Origin of the sequence: Streptosporangium becharense (assembly GCF_014204985.1) — a bacterium.
GTDB classification, from domain to species: Bacteria; Actinomycetota; Actinomycetes; order Streptosporangiales; family Streptosporangiaceae; genus Streptosporangium; species Streptosporangium becharense.
Genome location: NZ_JACHMP010000001.1, coordinates 4,355,293 through 4,373,474 on the forward strand (window position 1 = coordinate 4,355,293; position 18,182 = coordinate 4,373,474).

The following is an 18,182-nucleotide window of genomic DNA, read 5'->3' on the forward strand; positions in this document are numbered from 1 at the left end:
GATGAACAGCGCGAAATTCCGGACTATTCTGACTTCGGGTCGCAGGTGAACGGCAGGTCCGCCGTGTGCCCGGCCGAGGAGGAGGCGATGGAGAGCGATGGACGCCGCACCGACTCCCGATGACGACGCCGGTTCCGGTGAGGGGGCCGGCAGGGGCGCCGGTGACGGTCGCGACCCGGTGTCGCGGGAGCTGACCGACGCCGAGCGGGAGCTGCTGGCCTTCGAGCGCCGGTGGTGGCGCTACCCGGGAGCCAAGGAGCAGGCCATCCGCGAGACCTTCGGCATCTCCGCGACCCGCTACTACCAGCTGCTCGGCGAGGTGATCGACCTGCCCGGAGCGCTCGCCCACGATCCGATGCTGGTCAAGCGGCTGCGCAGGCTCCGTGAGATGCGGCGTCGTGCCCGCGCTGCCCGGAGAACGGGCTTTCGCCAGTGATCTAGGGGTATGACCGGCCGTGTCGGGGTACGACCGACCAGGCACGGCATCCGGTCGCCCAAGCGGACCGGGTGCGGGATCCGTCTGCCCGAGCGGGCCGGGCCTGGCGTCCGGTCACCCGGTCCGACCGGGCGGAGGCGGCTGCGCGGCGCTCGATCCGGAGGGGCGACCGGGCGGGACGGCGGACGCGGAGAGGGGCGAGGGAGCATGACGGCGGACATGCCCGACGGGTTGAAGGCGATCGTCGCCGACCCGGCGGGGGCGGTGATCGGGCTCGACTTCGACGGCACGCTCTCCCCGATCGTGCCCGATCCGGCGGCGGCCAGGATCCATCCGGACGGCCCCGCGGCGCTCGCCCGGCTCGGCGGGCTGGTCGGCGCCGTGGTGATCGTTACCGGACGCCCGGCCGCCACGGCGGTCGAGTACGGTTCCCTGGCCGGTGTGCCCGGCCTGGTGGTGCTCGGCCACTACGGCCTGGAGCGCTGGGAGGGGGGCACCCTCACCACGCCGCCTGTCCACCCGGGCCTGGCACGGGCCCGGGCCGGGCTCTCCGCGCTGACCGCAGGGCTCGACGGCGTCAGGATTGAGGACAAGGAGCGGGCGGTGGCCGTGCACACCCGGCAGGCGCCCGACCCGCAGGCGACGCTCGACGCGCTGCGCGAGCCGGTCATCGCGCTGGCGGCCGAAGCCGGGCTGGCGGTGGAACCGGGCAAGCTCGTGCTGGAGCTGCGTCCGCCCGGGACGGACAAGGGCAAGGCGCTGGACGCCTTCCTCCGGGAACGGGCGGCCCGGTCGGTGCTGTTCGCCGGGGACGACCTGGGAGACCTCGCCGCCTTCGCCGCCGTGCGCGCCTGCGGGCTGCCGGGAGTGACGGTGTTCAGCGGGTCGTCGGAGCTGGAGGTGGAGGCCGACCTCGTGGTGGACGGGCCGGGGGGAGTGATCGGCCTGCTGAACGCGATCGCCGACGCCATCGAAGGTGAGGAGCCCGGCTGATCGCGATATCCGTCGTCTGGAATGGAATGAACGACGGATTCTTGGGGCGGTGCGCGGATCGGTGTCTACTGGGCAGCAAGTCATCGGCAAGTCGTGCCCGATATCTTCACCGGCATGAGAAAGATCCCCTCCCTCCTCGCCGCCCTCACCGGTACCGCCCTGCTCACCGCCGCGCTGGCGACCCCGGCGTCCGCGTCCTCCGCATCCGCCACCCCCGCGTCCACGTCCTCCGCCTCGGGCACCTATCAGGTGACCTTCCGCGGGATGACCCTGACATTCCCCCTCAAGTGGGTGTCCTACCAGGAAGCCGACCGGATCAAGGTCGTCACCGGATCATGTGCCGACCGCGCCGGGGACTACTTCACGCCGGGGTGCCGCGCCTTCTGGATCTTCGGCCCCGAGCGGATCAAGAGGGGGCACGAGGGTTTCAACCGCTACACCCCCTCGCGGCCCTACTACCCCGCGAGCGACGTGCAGGCGTGCCCGCTCAACGGCAAGTACCACCAGGTCCTCGGCAAGGCGACCTCGGCCGGTGTGCGGCAGGCGGGCTCCGGGCACAAGGCCCACTACCGCTCCTGGGCGGGCCGCTGCATCGTCGAGGGCAACGGCCGGCAGATCGCGACCTTCAACCAGCGCGAGTGGTACCTGCCCCAGTCCAAGATCCTGATCGTGGACCAGTGGAACACCCCGCTCCTGGCGGACACGATCAAGTACGCCGACTGGAATTGACCAGCACTCCGCCGACGGCCAGTCCGACCAGGGCCGGGACCATGAGGAACGCCTGCTGGGTGCCGAACCCGTCGGCCAGCGCACCCAGCAGGAACGGACCCGCCCCCACGGCCAGGCTCGCGTAGATCGAGGCCACGGCCGAGGCGTGGTCGGGCTGCCCCGCGGAGACGGCCAGCACCCGGGAGAGCGCCAGCGGGAAGTGCAGCGAGACTCCCAGCCCGCACAGGGCCAGCCCCGCGTAGGAGAGCGCCGGGTGTGTGCTCGGCCAGAAGACCGCCCATCCCGCGGCGGTGAGCAGCAGCGCCCCGACGAGCAGCGCGGCCGGTGGCACCCGCAGTGCCAGCCGTCCACCGGCCAGCCGCCCCGCCGCCATGCCTGCGGTGAAGGCGGTCAGCGCCGTCGCCGCCACCGCGGCGGACAGACCGGTCTGGTCGGAGAACAGCCTGGCCGCCCACAGGTTGAAGCAGAACTCCATCGCCACGCAGCAGAACAGCACCATCCCGGCCAGGTAGAACCGCCAGCCGAAACGGGGCCCGGCACCCGCGCCGCCGGTACCGCCCGCACCCGCGCCACTCGTGCCCCCTGCACCTGAGCCGCCGCCTGTGCCGTTCACACCGCCGTCTGCACCGCCGTCTGCACCGGCGTCACCCGCACCGGCGTCACCCGCACCGACGCCCGCACCGGGGGCATCCGCGTCGTCGGCCGGACCGCCCGCGCCGCCGTCGCGTTCCGGCATCCAGACGCGTCCCATGGTCAGTGCGAGCAATACGGTCAGCAGGAGCGGCACCAGCAGCGCCGCCCGCCAGCCGAACGCGCTCTGCGCGGCGGCGCTGACCACGAACGGGACACCGATGCCGACGATCACGCAGACGGCGTTGGCCTCGCTGATCGCGGCAGGACCCGCCGGGCCGTGGTGGTCGGCGAGCGCGGCCATGCCCGCGTACAGGGTGATCGAGGCCATCCCGCTGGCCATGCCGTACCCCAGGAGCGTGGCCGGTAGGGCGGTGGAGGCGGCGACCAGGAGCATGCCGGCGTTCATCCCGGCCAGCCCGGTCCAGACGACGGCCCGACGGCCGATCCTGCCGGTCAGCCAGGGCAGTGCGAGCCCGGTGGCGATCCCGCCGGCCGCCATCGCGGTGCCGTGCAGGCCGGCCGTCGTCTGTGAGACCCCCTGGTCGATGCGGAGCAGCGGCAGCACGGCGCTGAGGCCGTACAGGTAGGTGGCGAAGACGCCGAGTTGCAGGTAGATCAGCCAGGTCGCGCGGTCGCGGTTCAGCCGAACGGACGCGATCGCAGTCAACCGGTGCCCCCGATACCCCAGAACGTCAAACAGCCCCGAAAACTATCGCATGGGATGGAAGGTGACGATCAACGCGGGGTGGTTCACTTGAGGGCGTCGAGCTGGTCGGCGAACCAGCGGCTCGGGGGCAGCGCGGTGGCCGCCGCGACCAGCAGGGCGCCTCTCCTGGCGCGCTCGTCCTCGGGCATCGTCAGGCCCTCGTGCAGGGCGGCGGCCGTGGCGGAGACGTCGTAGGGGTTGACCGTCAGCGCGTGCTCACCGAGCTCGGCGGCGGCGCCCGCCTCGCGCGAGAGCACCAGCACGCTGTTCGGCGACAGGACGGGCCCCTCCTTGGCCACCAGGTTCATCCCGTCGCGGATCGGGTTGACCAGCAGCACGTCGGCCAGCCGGTAGGCGGCGAGCGAGCGCGGGTAGTCGTCGTTGACGTTGAGGATCAGGGGGTCCCAGTCCTCGGTGGCGTATTCGTCCTCGATCTCCTGGGCACAGCGTTGTACCGCCGCGGTGTACTCGCGGTATTCGGGCAGGTCGTGCCGGGAGGGGTAGGCGAAGGCCAGATGCGTCACCCGGCCGTGCCACTCCGGATGGGCGGCGAGGAACTCCCGGTAGGCGGTCAACCCCCGGACGATGTTCTTGGACAGCTCGGTCCGGTCGATCCGGACGATCAGCCTGCGGTCGCCCACCTGGTCGCGGAGCGCGGCCATGTGCGACTCGACGTCGGGCTCCGAGGCCCGTGCCCACAGCGCCGCGCCGTCCACGCCCAGGCTGTGCACGCCGATCCGGGTGGTCCGGCCGGCGTACGCCACCGTGCGTCCGGCGCGGTCGACCCGGGCGCCGAGGAGCGCCTCGCAGCAGTCCATGAACGCCTCGCCCCACCGGGCGGTCAGGAAACCCGCGTGGTCGGCGCCGAGGATCCCCTCCAGCAGCTCGACCCCCACGTCGTCGGGGAGCAGGCTGAAGTACTCGGGCGGAGCCCACGGCGTGTGGGAGAAATGGGCGATCCGCACGTCCGGTCGCTCGCCTCTGAGCATGGCCGGGGCGAGGCTCAGATGGTAGTCCTGCACCATCACCCGTGCCCCGTGCGCGGCCTCCTCGGCCAGCGCCATCGCGAACGCCTCGTTGTAGGCCTGGTACGACTCCCACTCGCGGCGGAACCTGGCGTCGAAGTGCGGCCGGTTGGGGGTGTCGTACAGCAGATGGTTGACGAACCACAGGGTGGAGTTGGCCACCGCGTTGTAGGCGCGGTGGAAGGTCGCCTGAGGGATGTCGAGCATCCGCAGCGCTCCGGTGTCATAGCCGGCGTGGTCGATCCGGCCGCCGGGCGCCAGCCGTGCGGCGCCGCGGTCACCGTCGGACAGCGCCGCGCAGACCCAGAGCGTGCCGAGATCCTTGGCGGCCTCGGACAGGCCCGAGACCAGGCCGCCTCCGCCCCGGCGAATGGACAGGGAACCGTCGTCGGAGAGAGTGAAGGAGACGGGGCCGCGGTTCGAGGCGACCAGGATCGCGTTCATTCAACCCCCTCGACCTAAGGGACACGCCTGTTCTGAAGGCTAGCCGGGACCTCTCCGGGATGCCCTGCTCTTCGAAACAAGGAGGAACGCCGTTCATCAGATTGTGTCAGCTCTTGTCGGCAGCTCGATGGGTGCCTGTGGGTTCGCGTTCTTTCGGAAGCCGTATGACGGGTCGGCAAAGGTGTCCCCCGACCGTAGGATGTCTGCGACTGTGACCGCTGATTGGGGCTCGTGATGGCGCTGGATGAGACGACCGAGGAACTGGCCCGTGAGGCCGCCCGGGGCGACCACCGTGCGCTCGGCGAACTGCTGAAGCGGATCGAGCCCGACGTCTTCCGCCACTGCCACCGGATCCTCCCCTACCGGCAGGACGCCGAGGAGGCGTGCCAGGACACCCTCCTGGCGGTGGCGCGCAACATCAGCCGTTTCGAGGGGCGTGCCCGGTTCAGCACCTGGCTGCACATCGTGACGGCCAACTGCGCCAGGACCACCTACCGTTCGCTGAAGCGCCGCGCCGCCGAGCAGAGTTCGGACGAGCTGCCGCTGTTGCAGAAGCCCGACGTCGCCCGGGTGAGCGTGATCGCCGGTTCCCGGCTGGACCTCCTCGACGCGATGGAGGCACTGGAGACCGACAAGCCCGAGCTGGCCCAGGCGCTGGTGCTGCGCGACATCTGCCAGCTCGACTACAACGAGGTGGCCGAGCAGCTGGGCATCCCGCTCGGCACCGCCAAGTCCCGCATCCACCAGGCGCGTAAGTACGTGCAGGGGGCCCTGGGCGACGCCTACGGCCTGTTCTGATCCCGTCCGCGGGGTTTCCGGCCGAGCCGGGGGTTGCCGGTCGTGGTGCGAGGGTGTGCCGACGTGCCGGGCCGGTCGGCAGCGCAGAGTCGGCGTAGCTTCCATATTCCCGGTGTGGGCGGATCTGTCCGCCCACTATTCTCGGTCGCGGTACCGATCGGGTACCACTCCGGGGGCTACAAGGGTGTCCCCGTCGACGGGACCGTGGAGATCGGTTACGAGATCGCGCCGGGGTTCCGCCGCCGCGGCCTCGCCGGCGCCGCCGCGATCGCACTCGTCGACCGCGTTCTCGGGCACGGAGAGGTCACCCGCGTGACCGCGCACACGCCGGCGGGTGACGCCGCTTGCGGCGGGGTGCTCCGCAACGCCGGATTCAGCGTCGAGGCCCGGATCGAGGATCCGGAGCACGGCGCGATCGAGCGGTGGGTCCGGACCCGGTCCGCGAACTGACCGGCTGACAGGAGAGGCGCCGTCATGGCGCACGGCGGCCTCGCCGACGACGAGTGATCCCTGATCGGGTCTCGCCCGCCCCCGGGCGGGTGAGGCCCGAGGGAGGGTCTCCCCGTTCCGACCCGCGCGGCAGGGCAATCTGTCCGTCAGGTAACACGCTGCGTCTTGAAATATGAGACGGGTGGTCAGGGGCCCGGTGTGCCGGGGTAGAGTGCAGAAGACCTGCCCGTCAGGTCCACAACTGAACATTTGCTCATCCAGAGGGGTGGAGGGACCGGCCCTGCGAAGCCCCGGCAACCCTCCCGGTTCAAGACTCGTGATCTGACGAGGTCGGCCGGGACAGGTGCCAATTCCGGTCTGCGGCCAAGGTGGTCGCAGACGAAGATGAGGGAAAGGCCTCGCTTCATGGTGCTTGCGACCACTGAGAACACCACCGCTTCCCCCGCCCGCGCCGGAGACTTCGGACCCGCCGTCGCGCTGTCCTGCCGCGAGTGCGGTGCCCGTTACGACCTCGGTCCCAGCTTCGCCTGTATCGAGTGTTTCGGGCCTCTGGAGATCGCCTACGAGTTCGGTCGCGTGACCAGGGCTCAGATCGCCGAGGGGCCGACCAACATCTGGCGCTACCGCGCGCTGCTGCCCGTCCCGGCGGACGTGACCACCAAGCCCAACATGGCCCCCGGCTGGACCAAGCTGGTCAAGGCCGACAACCTCGCCCGTGAGCTGGGCATCCGCTCGCTGCACATCAAGGACGACTCCGGCAACCCCACGCACTCCTTCAAGGACCGCGTGGTGGCCATCGCCGTCGAGGCGGCCCGCAACTTCGGCTTCCACACGCTCTCCTGCTCCTCCACCGGCAATCTCGCGGGCGCGGTCACCGCCGCCGCGGCCCGCGCCGGGCTGGACGCGTGCGTGTTCATCCCGGCGAACCTGGAGGAAGCCAAGATCGTCATGGCCTCGGTGTACGGCGGCAAGCTCGTCGGCATCGAGGGGACCTACGACGACGTCAACCGCTTCTGCTCGGAGCTGATCGGTGACGAGCTGGGCGACCGCTGGGGCTTCGTCAACGTCAACCTGCGGCCCTACTACGCCGAGGGTTCCAAGACCCTGGCCTACGAGATCGCCGAGCAGCTCGGCTGGCGGATCCCGGACCAGGTCATCGTCCCGGTCGCCTCCGGCTCCCAGCTCACGAAGATCGACAAGGGCTTCAAGGAGTTGATCGCCCTCGGCCTCGTCGAGGACAGGCCGTACAAGATCTTCGCGGCCCAGGCCGAGGGATGCTCGCCGGTCTCGGCCGCGTACAAGGCGGGTCACGACGTGATCCGCCCGGTCAAGCCCGACACCATCGCCAAGTCGCTGGCGATCGGCAACCCGGCCGACGGCCCCTACGTGCTGGACATCGCCCGCCGCACCGGCGGGGCGGTCGAGGACGTCACCGACGCCGAGATCGTCGAGGCGATCCGCCTGCTGGCGCGAACCGAGGGCATCTTCGCCGAGACCGCCGGAGGCGTCACCGTGGGAGTCCTCCGCAAGCTGGTCGCCTCCGGGGTGCTCGATCCCGAGGCGGAGACCGTGGTGCTCAACACCGGCGACGGGCTGAAGACCCTCGACGCGGTGGCCGGCCAGGCACGTCCCACCGCGGTCATCCGGCCGTCTCTTGACGCATTCCGTACGGCTATCGCCTAAAAATCGCGAAAGGTATTGAATTATGAGCGTTTCTGTACGGATTCCGACGATCCTCCGGACTTACACCGGCGGAGCCGCCGAGGTGAACGCCGAGGGTGCCACCCTTCGTGACGTTCTGCAGAAGCTGGACGCGGACTTCCCCGGCATCGGAGCCCGGATTCTCGACGAGACCGGGAAGATCCGGCGTTTCGTGAACGTCTACGTCGGTGATGAGGACGTCCGTTTCGCCGACAATCTCGACACCGCCACGCCCGCGGGTGCCCAGATCTCCATCATCCCGGCGGTCGCCGGGGGCTGACCCCGGATTCGGCGGTCCCGCACCGGATCCCCCTCCCGCGCAGACCCGGCGGCTCCGCTTCGGATCCCGCTCCCGCACCGATTCGGCGGTCCCGCACCGGATCCCGCTCCCGTGGGACCGCCTGGGGCACACTCTGTACCACCTCATATGACACCCGCCCGGCTTCCGCCGGGCGGGTGTCATGCTTTGTGGCGCGAGGTCGCATTCGTTGGCTCCGTAAAATAATGTAATCTTTAACTAACTAATCGTGATAACCAAACATCCTCGCGTACTAAATGCGTCGGTAAAGAGGGAGTTTGTTGGTTGACTCTGTTGCCCAACCGCGTCTCACAGGTATGGTCGAGGGCGATCGACGTAGGCGATGTCTCCGCCTCGGAGATTGAGGACTTCGCGAGAGGAATGGGCGTCGTCCTCAAGCCCAGTAAGAGGAGTCGCAAGTGGCGCAGGGCACCGTCAAATGGTTCAACGCGGACAAGGGCTACGGCTTCATCGCGGTAGACGGTGGTAAGGATGTGTTCGTCCATTACTCCGCAATCATGATGGACGGTTACCGCTCACTCGAACAGGGCCAGCGGGTCGAGTTCGAGATCACCCAAGGTCAGAAAGGCCCGCAGGCGGAGTCCGTCCGGGCGGTCTGACGTAGCCGTTCCGTGAATTCTGCGGAAAGTTTCGGCTGGGTCCGGTGGCAGCGCAGTCCGCCGGAACCGTCGCGGAGGCCCGGCCCATCCCCTTGGCGGGTGGGCCGGGCCTCCGCTTTCCGGCCGGGATCCGGCCTCCCGGGTGGTCGCAGGGCATGGGATCCGGCTTCCCGGGGCGGTCGCAGGTCATGGGGGTGCGGCTTGCACTCGGCAGGGTAGAGTGCTAAACAGATGGTTGGCACTCACGGTTTGAGAGTGCCAACCCTGGATCGAGGCGATGGGGCCTGCCGAACGGAGTCGTGGGCCCACATGCCGTCGCGGGCGTCGACTCGGTCCGGTGCAAGCCACCCTGTCTTTGGGAGGTCTAGCCGTATGGCAGCCAAGATGATCTCGTTTAACGAGGACGCCCGTCGCGGTCTCGAGCGCGGTATGAACCAGCTCGCGGACGCGGTCAAGGTGACCCTCGGCCCCAAGGGCCGTAACGTCGTTCTGGAGAAGAAGTGGGGCGCCCCCACCATCACCAACGACGGTGTCTCCATCGCCAAGGAGATCGAGCTCGAAGACCCGTGGGAGAAGATCGGGGCCGAGCTTGTCAAGGAAGTCGCCAAGAAGACCGACGACGTCGCAGGTGACGGCACCACCACCGCCACCGTCCTCGCCCAGGCTCTCGTCCGCGAGGGTCTGCGCAACGTTGCCGCCGGCGCCAACCCCATGGCCCTGAAGAAGGGCATCGAGGCCGCTGTCGAGCGTGTCTCCGAGGAGCTCTCCAAGCTGGCCAAGGACGTGGAGACGAAGGCGCAGATCGCCTCCACGGCCTCGATCTCCGCCGGCGACCCGCAGATCGGCGAGATGATCGCCGAGGCGATGGACAAGGTGGGCAAGGAAGGCGTCATCACCGTCGAGGAGAGCAACACCTTCGGGCTGGAGCTTGAGCTCACCGAGGGTATGCGCTTCGACAAGGGCTACATCTCGCCCTACTTCGTGACCGACCCGGAGCGCATGGAGGCCGTCCTCGAGGACCCGTACATCCTCGTCGTCAACTCCAAGGTCTCCGCCAACAAGGACCTGCTCCCGGTTCTCGACAAGGTCGTGCAGGCCGGCAAGCCGCTGCTGATCATCGCCGAGGACATCGAGGGCGAGGCCCTGGCCACCCTGGTCGTCAACAAGATCCGTGGCCTGTTCCGCTCGGTCGCGGTCAAGGCCCCGGGCTTCGGTGACCGCCGCAAGGCCATGCTGGGCGACATCGGCATCCTCACCGGTGCCCAGGTCATCAGCGAGGACCTCGGCCTCAAGCTGGAGTCGACCGCGCTCGACCAGCTCGGCCGCGCCCGCCAGGTCATCGTCACCAAGGACGAGACCACCATCGTCGACGGTGCCGGCGACGCCGAGCAGATCGCCGGCCGGGTCAACCAGATCCGCGCCGAGATCGAGAACACCGACTCCGACTACGACCGCGAGAAGCTCCAGGAGCGTCTCGCCAAGCTGGCCGGCGGCGTGGCCGTCATCAAGGCCGGCGCGGCGACCGAGGTCGAGCTCAAGGAGCGCAAGCACCGCATCGAGGACGCCGTCCGCAACGCGAAGGCGGCCGTCGAGGAGGGCATCGTCCCCGGCGGTGGCGTGGCCCTGCTGCAGGCCGGCGCCAAGGCGTTCGACAAGCTGGAGCTCGTCGGCGACGAGGCCACCGGTGCCGCGATCGTCAAGAAGGCTCTTGAGGAGCCGCTGAAGCAGATCGCCGTCAACGCCGGCCTTGAGGGCGGCGTCGTGGTGGAGAAGGTCCGCAACCTCACTCCGGGCGAGGGCCTCAACGCCGCCACCGGCGAGTACGTCAACCTGTTCGAGACGGGCATCATCGACCCGGCCAAGGTGACGCGTTCCGCGCTGCAGAACGCGGCGTCCATCGCGGCGCTGTTCCTCACCACCGAGGCCGTCATCGCCGAGAAGCCCGAGAAGAACGCTGCTCCGGCCGGTGGCATGCCGGGCGGCGGCGACATGGACTTCTAAGTCCTGACGCTTTCCACGAGAAGAGGCGACCCCGAAGTGCCGGGGCCGTCTCTTTTCGTGTTCACCGGTGCTTCTCCCGTGCTCATCCCGGGGAGCGGGGGTGGAATCCCGGGCCGTGCCCGGCGTCGGCGGTCGCGGGGCGGCCGGAGCCGGGCCGGTAGGTCATGGTCAGCGGCCCGTACAGGCGCAGGACGCCGGGGACGGGGACGCACGTGCCGGGCGGGCTGGTGGCGAACAGGCCGAGTTGCGGGTTGCCGTGGACGAACCAGACGACGCCGCGGGTGTCGGTGACCAGGTCGCCGGGGCTCAGATCGCTCATGGATGCCTCCTTCGTGGTGGTTCGGCGGTGGTTGTGCGGTGACCGGTTGTGCGGGGTCCGGTGGTCGGCGGCCTGCTTGTGGCCGGTCGCCGGTGGTCGGCTTGTGGCCGGTCGTGCGGGGTCCGGCGGGCGTGGGATGGGTGTGGGACGCCCGCCGGACGATCAGGGGGTGGCCCGCCGCCCCTCCAGACGGGCGGGCCACCCGGCCCCCGAGGCGAGGCCCCACATGCGGTACCTCGGGGGAGCCTGGGTGGTGTGCCGGGGCGGTGTGCAGGGGGGCCGCGCGCCGGGATCGCGGCATCCGGATGGTGGCGGCCGGGCCGTCTGTCACGGTTCGCCGACGTGGTGCCGGACGACCTCAGCGTGCCGGTGCGGGGTGAGCGGGGAGGGGCCGAGCTCAGGGGCTGGGACGTGGTACTGGCGGATCACCTGGGGCCGGGGAGGACGTCATGGCGGAACCGCCTGCCGTGACCGAATTTCGACCTCTATGAGGTGACCGGTTTCGTCTCGGCTACACCGTGCGGTCCAGACACGGGTTGATAGCTTCGCCCATTCGGGGCCATCTGGCATGTAGAGGAGGCCGGGGTCGCGAATTTCGACCGTGAGTCCTTCGAGGGAGGGGGTGGCCTTCAGGCGGACCATGACGTTTTCAGGAGTGCGGCGGATCGCGATGGCCATCAACTCGCCGATCACTTCGCCGGCGTCTCTGGCCAGGTCCGGGTGAGTGGGGGAGGCGACGAACTGGATCCACTCTTGCGCCTTCCGGATGGAGGCGAGGACTCCAGGAAGGGAATGCTCATACGACATAGGGACCACCAAAGCTTGGTAGCTAGATTGGATGCTTGATGCATAGCTTGCTACCTAGGTATCAAGCCCGTCAAGCTAGTCCCTGTGATGGATTCCGAAGAGCGTCCCCGGTACTTGCGCATAGCAGATGAACTACGTGCCCTCATCACCTCGGGACAGCTGGCCGACGGGGATCGCCTGCCGTCCATCCCTGACATCGTCCGGAGATACCAGGTAGCAGACGGCACCGCCCGTGACGCGTTGCGTGCCCTCGTCTCTGAAGGGCTCGCAGTGGCCAAGCCCGGATCGGGCACATACGTGCGCACCCGGCCGCAGCTGCAACGTCTGGTCAGGGCCTGGTATCGCAACCTGAAGGCGGGAAGCCCGTTCACGGCTGACATGGAACGTCAGGGCCGACGAGGTTCCTGGGACTACGATTCCCGCACGGTCCCGGCTCCGCCGGATGTCCGAGAACGTCTCGGTCTGGGGGAGCCCGACGGTGATCGGCCCGACGTCATGAGAACCGACTACACGTTCAAGGCCGACGGGCAGCCGGTCATGCTCTCTACGAGTTGGGAGCCGCTGTCGCTCACGCGTGGGACACCTGTCGTCATGCCCGAGGAAGGCCCTCACGGTGGTCGCGGCGTGGTCGAGCGGATGCTGGCGATCGGTGTCACCGTTGACGGGTTCATCGAGACCGTCGGTGCCCGCCTTGGTACTGCGGAGGAGTGCACCCGGCTCCAGCAGCCGTCCGGTTCGGTGATGTTGACGATCGACCGCCGTTATCCGGCCGGAGAGCGAGTCGTTGAGGTGGCTGACATTCTCCTGCCTGCGGACCTGTTCCAGCTCGTTTACTCCGGACCGACCGGCGAGGGATGACCCGGGTGTCCGGGCCGCACACCCGTACAAGGGGTGGGGGACAGGCCCCGTGAGGCGGGGAGGGACGTGGGTCGCGGGGCGTGCCCGCCGGTGGTGCGGCCCCGCTCAGGGGACGGGGGTGCGGGACCGCGCGGTGTCCTCGCCGGTGGCGCGGTCCCGTCCCCGAGAGGGCTAGCGGAGCTGTTCGGGGAGATCCCTGGAGTGCACGACGGTCAGTGAGGTGACCGCGCGGGTCAGGACCACGTACAGGCGTGCCAGGCCGCGCGGTTCCGCCTCGACGATGTCGGCCGGTTCGACCACGATCACGTGGTCGTACTCCAGACCCTTGGCGAGGGTGGCCGGGACCACCAGGAGGCGGTGGTCCTCGACCGCGTCGGCGCTCAGCACCCGGTGGTCCAGGCCGGTCAGGGCCGCAGAGGCGGCGTTCACCCAGGCGTCGGGGACGATCACGCCGATCGAGCCCTCGCGGGAGAGCGCGTCCTGCGCCGCCCGTGCCAGGGAGTCGGCGAGGTCGGGTGTCCTGTGGACCGAGAGGGAGCCCGCGCCGGGACGCAGCGACCGGGGTGCGGCCAGGCCGGGGGCGACGGAGGGCAGCAGCCTCGCCGCGTAGTCGAGGACCTCCCGGGGCACGCGGAAACCCAGGGTGAGCTCGGTGACGGCGCCGTCCTCGAAGCCCAGGTGGGACAGGACCTCCGTCCACGACCGGGCCGACCAGGGCGTGGTGCCCTGGGCCAGGTCGCCCAGGACGGTGGCCGATCCGGTGCGGCAGCGCCGCCCGAGGGCCCGCAGTTGCATCGCGGACAGGTCCTGCGCCTCGTCCACGACCAGGTGGCCGAGCACGGCGGTCCGCTCGATCAGGTCACCGAGCTCGTCCATCAGGGCACCGTCGGCCGCCGACCACTTCGCCGAGCGGAAGGACTTGGGCGGCTTGGCCCACAGCAGCAGAGACTGTTCCTCGGCGGTGAGGTCGTCCTTCGCGGCGGCGGCGAGGAACTCCGGGTCGCTGAACAGCCGGTGGAGCACCTGCTGGGGGGTCAGCTTGGGCCAGACCTGGTCGACGAGCTGCCGAACCGGCTTGGACCTGGCCACCGCGTCCTGCACCCGGTCGTCGGGCGATTCGCCCCGCTGCTCCATGCGGACGAGCACCATGTGCGCCAGGCGCTGGGCGAGCGCCGCGCGTCCGGGGCCGTAGCGGGTGGTGCCGCGCAGCGAGGCGACGATCTCCCGGACCTCATGGTCGGCGACCCGGTAGCGGTTGATCCCCTTGGTGAACAACAACCCCTCGGTGGGCTTGACGATGTGCATCCACAGCGCGCGCCGCAGCACCGCAACGAGCTTCGCGTCGCCCTTGACGGCGCTGACCGCGGGGTCCTCCGGCGCGGAGTACTCGCCCAGGAGCCCGGCGACGGTCGTCTGGTCCACCTTGACCTCGCCCAGCGCGGGGAGCACGGACGAGATGTAGGACAGGAACGCCCGGTTCGGTCCGACGATCATGACGCCCGACCTGGCGAGCCGCTCGCGGTGGGTGAACAGCAGGTAGGCCGCCCGGTGCAGGCCGACGGCGGTCTTCCCGGTGCCGGGCGCCCCCTGGACGCACACGGTCCGGGTCAGTTCGGAGCGGACGATCTCGTCCTGGTCCGGCTGGATGGTGGCCACGATGTCGCGCATCGGGCCGGTACGCGGTCGCTCGATCTCCTCGGTGAGGATCCGGCTCTGCCGCCCGGCGGCGGAACCGCCGTCGTCGAGACGCTCGTCCTCGTAGGCGGTCAGGTCGCCGCCGTGGTAACCGAACCTGCGGCGCAGCGAGACGCCCATCGGGTCGGCCGGGCTGGCCTGGTAGAAGGCCCGGGAGATCGGGGCCCGCCAGTCGATCACCAGGGGCCGGCCGCGGTCGTCGTGGACATGCCGGCGCCCGACGTGGACGGTGGCCGGGAGGTCGTCGTCGCTCGCCCGGTCGAGGCGGCCGAAGAACAGCGGGGTGCCGGAGTGGTCGGCCAGCGCCGCCACCCGCTGGTCCAGCAGAGCCTGGAGGATCTGCTGGGAGACCCAGTCTCCGGCGGCGTCGGACGACAACGAGCCGGCGTGCTCCCGCATGGCGCGCAGCGCGGCCCGGGAGGCGGCCAGGTGCGCGCGTTCGGCGGCGAGGGTCTCCGCGGGGTCGTCGGTTATGTCGGGGGACAATTGATGTGCGGGCACGTTGAAGCGCCTCCCATTCAATAAACGGAGGTGATGGTCATCCGGCAGCGAATCGACCAGCTTAGCGGCGTGCCGCGCATGCCTCAAAAGGATTGGCCCTCCGGCCGCGTCTCGCGGCGCCGGGGTCACCACGCCCGTACGGGCCTCTCCGGCCGTGCCGGTGGCCACCGGCACGGCGTACGGGGTGACCGGTCGCCTTCCGGGTTTCCCCGGAATTCGCGGGGACGCGGAGGCGCCGCGCCGCCCGGTGGCGGTGCGTCTCCCCACGGAGGGGTGTCGTGCTCGCCGCGTGTCCGGTCGCGGGCGATGACACCTGTCGCGGGCATTCACGCTGACCGTTGAGTGATCGTCCCGATACCCTACGTCATTCTGTTGCGAAACGGCAAAAAAGCAGGGCAAATCTGGTGACTCCCCCAGATCATAGGGGTATGTCGCCAGTGGCCTAGGGGCTAGCTAGGGGGTGGTTTCTTTGTCGAAAGCCTGCGGTATTTCGTGGACCTGACACAATTCGACGACGTGTTCGCCACGTGAGGCCTATTCCCCGGCGAGCACGTCGTCCGCGTCGATGATCTGGTACGCGTACCCCTGCTCGGCCAGGAACCGCTGACGGTGGGCGGCGAAGTCCTGATCGACCGTGTCACGGCTGACCACCGAGTAGAAGCGGGCCCCGCCACCGTCCGCCTTGGGCCGCAGCACCCGGCCGAGCCGCTGCGCCTCCTCCTGACGTGACCCGAAGGTGCCCGACACCTGGATCGCCACCGCGGCCTCCGGCAGGTCGATGGAGAAGTTGGCGACCTTCGAGACGACCAGCACCTGGATCTCCCGGTCGCGGAACGCCTGGAAGAGCCGCTCCCGCTCCTTGACCTTGGTCTCGCCCTTGATCACCGGCGCGTCCAGGTGGGCTCCCAGCTCGTCGAGCTGGTCGATGTACTGCCCGATGACCAGCACCTGCTCGTCCAGGTGACGACGGATCAGCGCCTCGGCCACCCGGGTCTTCGCCGGTGTGGTCGCGCAGAAGCGGTAGCGCTCCTCGGACTCGGCCATCGCGTAGGCCAGGCGCTCCTCGTCGGTCAGGGTCACCCGCACCTCCACGCAGTCGGCGGGGGCGATCCAGCCCTGGTTCTCCATCTCCTTCCAGGGGGCGTCGTAGCGCTTGGGACCGATCAGCGAGAACACGTCGCCCTCCCGGCCGTCCTCGCGCACGAGCGTCGCGGTCAGCCCCACCCGTCGCCGGGCCTGTAGGTCGGCGGTCATGCGGAAGATCGGCGCCGGCAGCAGATGCACCTCGTCGTAGACGACCAGACCCCAGTCGCGGGCGTCGAACAGCTCCAGATGCCGGTAGGTGCCCTGCCTCCGGGTCGTCATCACCTGGTAGGTGGCGATGGTGACGGGCCGGATCTCCTTCTTGGTGCCCGTGTACTCGCCGATCTCGTTCTCGGTCAGCGAGGTGCGCCGCAGCAGCTCCTGCTTCCACTGGTGGGCCGAGACCGTGTTGGTCACCAGGATCAGCGTCGTCGCACTCGCCTTCGCCATCGCCGCCGCACCCACGATCGTCTTGCCCGCGCCGCAGGGCAGCACGACCACGCCTGAGCCGCCGTCCCAGAACGCCTCGGCCGCCTCCCGCTGGTAGGGGCGGAGTTTCCAGCCCTCCTCGGTGAGGGTGATCGGGTGGCGCTCGCCGTCGACGTAGCCGGCCAGGTCCTCGGCGGGCCAGCCCAGCTTGAGCAGGTGCTGCTTGATGTTCCCCCGCTCGCTCGGGTGCACCACCACGCCGTCGTCGCCCAGGCGCTCGCCGAGCAGCGGCTGGATCTTCTTCGAGCGCAGGACCTCCTCGAGCACGGCCCGGTCGGTGCTGGTCAGCACGAGCCCGTGGACGGGGTGTTTCTCCAGCCTGAGCCTGCCGTAGCGGGCCATGGTCTCGGCGACGTCGACCAGCAGCGCCTGCGGCACGGGGTAGCGGCTGTAGCCGATCAACGCGTCGACCGCCTGCTCGGCGTCGTGCCCGGCGGCCCGCGCGTTCCACAGCGCCAGCGGGGTGATCCGGTACGTGTGCACGTGCTCGGGTGCCCGCTCCAACTCGGCGAACGGCGCGATCGCCTTGCGGCACTCACCGGCCAGCTCGTGATCCACTTCGAGCAGCAGGGTCTTGTCCGATTGGACGATCAGTGGTCCGTCAGTCAAAGACTTCTCCCTCGGTTACGGCCGGTGAGCCCATGCTCGCACCGGTGCGGGCCCCTCAGGGGCGTCCGTCATCCGCCGGGCATCCGTCGTCCGCCCGGCCCTGGATGCAACGCCGGTGGGAGCCCGGGAAATCCCGGCGGGCGGCCGGGGTCAGACGGAGGCGCTGCTGATGCCCAGGAAGACGATGCCCAGGATGCCCAGGACGAGCAGTGCGACGTTGGCGGCGATGCTGATCCAGGTCCACTTCAGCAGGGACCTGGCAGTCCTGACGTCGGTGTCGACCTTGCCCAGCGCGATGGCGGACAGGATGACGCCGACGGTGCCGCCGAAGCTCACGAAGCAGCTCAGCGCCATGATGATGCTGATGACCAGGGCGACGATCGCGTGGGTTCTGGTGCCCTCGTCGCCGTGCTGGGGCGGGTGGCCCGGTGCGTACCCCTGCCCGTGGTACGGCTGGTCGTACACTCCGGGCTCGCCGTATCCCCGGCCGTAGTCGGCCGGGTAGCCGCCGGTCTGGTTGTGCGGCGCCGGGTAGCCCTGCTGCGGCTGCTCGTAACCGTAGGGCCGCTGGCCGTGCCCGGAAGACGGGTCATGGCCGGGAGACTGACCGTAAGGGGCATGCCCGGAAGGCTGGCCGTACCCGGAGGACGGGTCGTACCCGGAGGGCCGGGCGTAAGGGTCATGCCCGGAGGGCTGGCCGTATCCGGCGGGCTGCGTGTCTCCGGCGGGCCGGCCGTACCCCGGGGACTGGCCCGGACCCGTGCCGTAGGGGCTCTTCCAGTCGTCCGGGTTCGTGCTGGGACCTTCGGGGTAACCGCTGCTCACTGTGGATCGTCTCACTTCCGGGGCTCGCAACATCAACACATATCACGATATGGGGCGTTGAGTCCGTACCGTGGGCGAACAGACCGGGCCGCGTACCCGGCGGGCCACGCGAGGCCGGAGGGACCCTCACACCTCGACGGACGCCGAGCCCACCGGTGTGCC

The 18,182-nt window shown here is 69.7% G+C and carries 17 protein-coding genes and 1 riboswitch; of the genes, 10 read left to right on the forward strand and 7 right to left on the reverse strand.

What is annotated here, in order from left to right:
- Positions 1–97 precede the first annotated feature (97 nt).
- From F4562_RS19290 to F4562_RS19300, 3 genes are all read left to right on the forward strand, one after another.
- The gene (locus tag F4562_RS19290) at positions 98–436 is read left to right on the forward strand and encodes a DUF3263 domain-containing protein (RefSeq protein WP_184547338.1); all 339 of its coding nucleotides are present in this window, start codon (positions 98–100) and stop codon (positions 434–436) included.
- Between the two features lie 207 nt (positions 437–643).
- A complete protein-coding gene (otsB, locus tag F4562_RS19295; protein ID WP_184547336.1) occupies positions 644–1,429 on the forward strand; it encodes a trehalose-phosphatase in 786 nt (261 codons plus the stop codon).
- A gap of 114 nt (positions 1,430–1,543) precedes the next feature.
- Positions 1,544–2,158 carry a hypothetical protein gene (locus F4562_RS19300; protein WP_184547334.1) on the forward strand — a complete coding sequence of 205 codons (615 nt, stop codon included), beginning with the start codon at positions 1,544–1,546 and terminating at the stop codon, positions 2,156–2,158.
- Here F4562_RS19300 and F4562_RS19305 read toward each other — a convergent pair.
- Both F4562_RS19305 and F4562_RS19310 read right to left on the reverse strand, forming a co-directional pair.
- The gene (locus F4562_RS19305; protein ID WP_184547333.1) at positions 2,136–3,458 is read right to left on the reverse strand and encodes an MFS transporter; all 1,323 of its coding nucleotides are present in this window, start codon (positions 3,456–3,458) and stop codon (positions 2,136–2,138) included. The two genes, F4562_RS19300 and F4562_RS19305, sit on opposite strands and share 23 nt — an antisense overlap.
- 83 nt (positions 3,459–3,541) lie before the next feature.
- Positions 3,542–4,966, reverse strand: a complete 1,425-nt coding sequence (locus F4562_RS19310; protein WP_184547331.1) for an alpha,alpha-trehalose-phosphate synthase (UDP-forming) — start codon at positions 4,964–4,966, stop codon at positions 3,542–3,544.
- Positions 4,967–5,200: 234 nt separating this feature from the next.
- On the opposite strand from F4562_RS19310, the gene F4562_RS19315 reads away from it, so the two are divergent.
- From F4562_RS19315 to groL, 6 genes are all read left to right on the forward strand, one after another.
- On the forward strand, positions 5,201–5,764 hold the full coding sequence (locus F4562_RS19315; RefSeq protein WP_184547329.1) for an RNA polymerase sigma factor: 564 nt from the start codon (positions 5,201–5,203) through the stop codon (positions 5,762–5,764).
- Positions 5,765–5,878: 114 nt separating this feature from the next.
- Positions 5,879–6,214 carry a GNAT family N-acetyltransferase gene (locus tag F4562_RS19320; RefSeq protein WP_221207803.1) on the forward strand — a complete coding sequence of 112 codons (336 nt, stop codon included), beginning with the start codon at positions 5,879–5,881 and terminating at the stop codon, positions 6,212–6,214.
- A 250-nt stretch (positions 6,215–6,464) separates the two neighbouring features.
- A riboswitch (SAM riboswitch) is annotated at positions 6,465–6,605 on the forward strand.
- 14 nt (positions 6,606–6,619) lie between these two features.
- Positions 6,620–7,897, forward strand: coding sequence for a threonine synthase (gene thrC, locus F4562_RS19325; RefSeq protein ID WP_184547325.1), 1,278 nt, complete (start codon positions 6,620–6,622; stop codon positions 7,895–7,897).
- Positions 7,898–7,919: 22 nt separating this feature from the next.
- Positions 7,920–8,195 carry a MoaD/ThiS family protein gene (locus F4562_RS19330; RefSeq protein ID WP_184547323.1) on the forward strand — a complete coding sequence of 92 codons (276 nt, stop codon included), beginning with the start codon at positions 7,920–7,922 and terminating at the stop codon, positions 8,193–8,195.
- A 437-nt stretch (positions 8,196–8,632) separates the two neighbouring features.
- A complete protein-coding gene (locus tag F4562_RS19335; RefSeq protein ID WP_068927743.1) occupies positions 8,633–8,833 on the forward strand; it encodes a cold-shock protein in 201 nt (66 codons plus the stop codon).
- 372 nt (positions 8,834–9,205) lie between these two features.
- Positions 9,206–10,834 carry a chaperonin GroEL gene (gene groL / locus F4562_RS19340; protein WP_184547321.1) on the forward strand — a complete coding sequence of 543 codons (1,629 nt, stop codon included), beginning with the start codon at positions 9,206–9,208 and terminating at the stop codon, positions 10,832–10,834.
- 82 nt (positions 10,835–10,916) lie between these two features.
- On the opposite strand, the gene F4562_RS19345 is transcribed toward groL, so the two are convergent.
- Positions 10,917–11,153, reverse strand: a complete 237-nt coding sequence (locus tag F4562_RS19345) for a hypothetical protein (RefSeq protein ID WP_184547319.1) — start codon at positions 11,151–11,153, stop codon at positions 10,917–10,919.
- A 447-nt stretch (positions 11,154–11,600) separates the two neighbouring features.
- Positions 11,601–11,960 (reverse strand): ATP-binding protein, encoded by a 360-nt coding sequence (locus F4562_RS19350; RefSeq protein ID WP_184547317.1) that lies wholly within the window; start codon positions 11,958–11,960, stop codon positions 11,601–11,603.
- 87 nt (positions 11,961–12,047) lie between these two features.
- On the opposite strand from F4562_RS19350, the gene F4562_RS19355 reads away from it, so the two are divergent.
- Entirely contained in the window at positions 12,048–12,818 is a 771-nt protein-coding gene (locus F4562_RS19355) for a GntR family transcriptional regulator (protein WP_184547315.1), read from the forward strand.
- Between the two features lie 171 nt (positions 12,819–12,989).
- Here the strand turns inward: F4562_RS19355 and F4562_RS19360 are convergent, their stop codons facing one another.
- From F4562_RS19360 to F4562_RS19370, 3 genes are all read right to left on the reverse strand, one after another.
- A complete protein-coding gene (locus F4562_RS19360; protein WP_184547313.1) occupies positions 12,990–15,014 on the reverse strand; it encodes a HelD family protein in 2,025 nt (674 codons plus the stop codon).
- Between the two features lie 534 nt (positions 15,015–15,548).
- On the reverse strand, positions 15,549–17,195 hold the full coding sequence (locus F4562_RS19365) for a DNA repair helicase XPB (protein WP_184547311.1): 1,647 nt from the start codon (positions 17,193–17,195) through the stop codon (positions 15,549–15,551).
- A gap of 150 nt (positions 17,196–17,345) precedes the next feature.
- Positions 17,346–18,020, reverse strand: coding sequence for a DUF4190 domain-containing protein (locus F4562_RS19370; protein WP_184547309.1), 675 nt, complete (start codon positions 18,018–18,020; stop codon positions 17,346–17,348).
- Positions 18,021–18,182 lie beyond the last annotated feature (162 nt).

What these genes read in the sequence shown, in the direction of transcription:
- F4562_RS19290 (WP_184547338.1), top strand. Translation starts at nt 98, where the DNA reads ATGGACGCCGCACCGACTCCCGATGACGACGCCGGTTCCGGTGAGGGG.
- otsB (WP_184547336.1), top strand. Translation starts at nt 644, where the DNA reads ATGACGGCGGACATGCCCGACGGGTTGAAGGCGATCGTCGCCGACCCG.
- F4562_RS19300 (WP_184547334.1), top strand. Translation starts at nt 1,544, where the DNA reads ATGAGAAAGATCCCCTCCCTCCTCGCCGCCCTCACCGGTACCGCCCTG.
- F4562_RS19310 (WP_184547331.1), bottom strand. Translation starts at nt 4,966, where the DNA reads ATGAACGCGATCCTGGTCGCCTCGAACCGCGGCCCCGTCTCCTTCACT.
- F4562_RS19315 (WP_184547329.1), top strand. Translation starts at nt 5,201, where the DNA reads ATGGCGCTGGATGAGACGACCGAGGAACTGGCCCGTGAGGCCGCCCGG.
- thrC (WP_184547325.1), top strand. Translation starts at nt 6,620, where the DNA reads ATGGTGCTTGCGACCACTGAGAACACCACCGCTTCCCCCGCCCGCGCC.
- F4562_RS19330 (WP_184547323.1), top strand. Translation starts at nt 7,920, where the DNA reads ATGAGCGTTTCTGTACGGATTCCGACGATCCTCCGGACTTACACCGGC.
- groL (WP_184547321.1), top strand. Translation starts at nt 9,206, where the DNA reads ATGGCAGCCAAGATGATCTCGTTTAACGAGGACGCCCGTCGCGGTCTC.
- F4562_RS19345 (WP_184547319.1), bottom strand. Translation starts at nt 11,153, where the DNA reads ATGAGCGATCTGAGCCCCGGCGACCTGGTCACCGACACCCGCGGCGTC.
- F4562_RS19350 (WP_184547317.1), bottom strand. Translation starts at nt 11,960, where the DNA reads ATGTCGTATGAGCATTCCCTTCCTGGAGTCCTCGCCTCCATCCGGAAG.
- F4562_RS19355 (WP_184547315.1), top strand. Translation starts at nt 12,048, where the DNA reads ATGGATTCCGAAGAGCGTCCCCGGTACTTGCGCATAGCAGATGAACTA.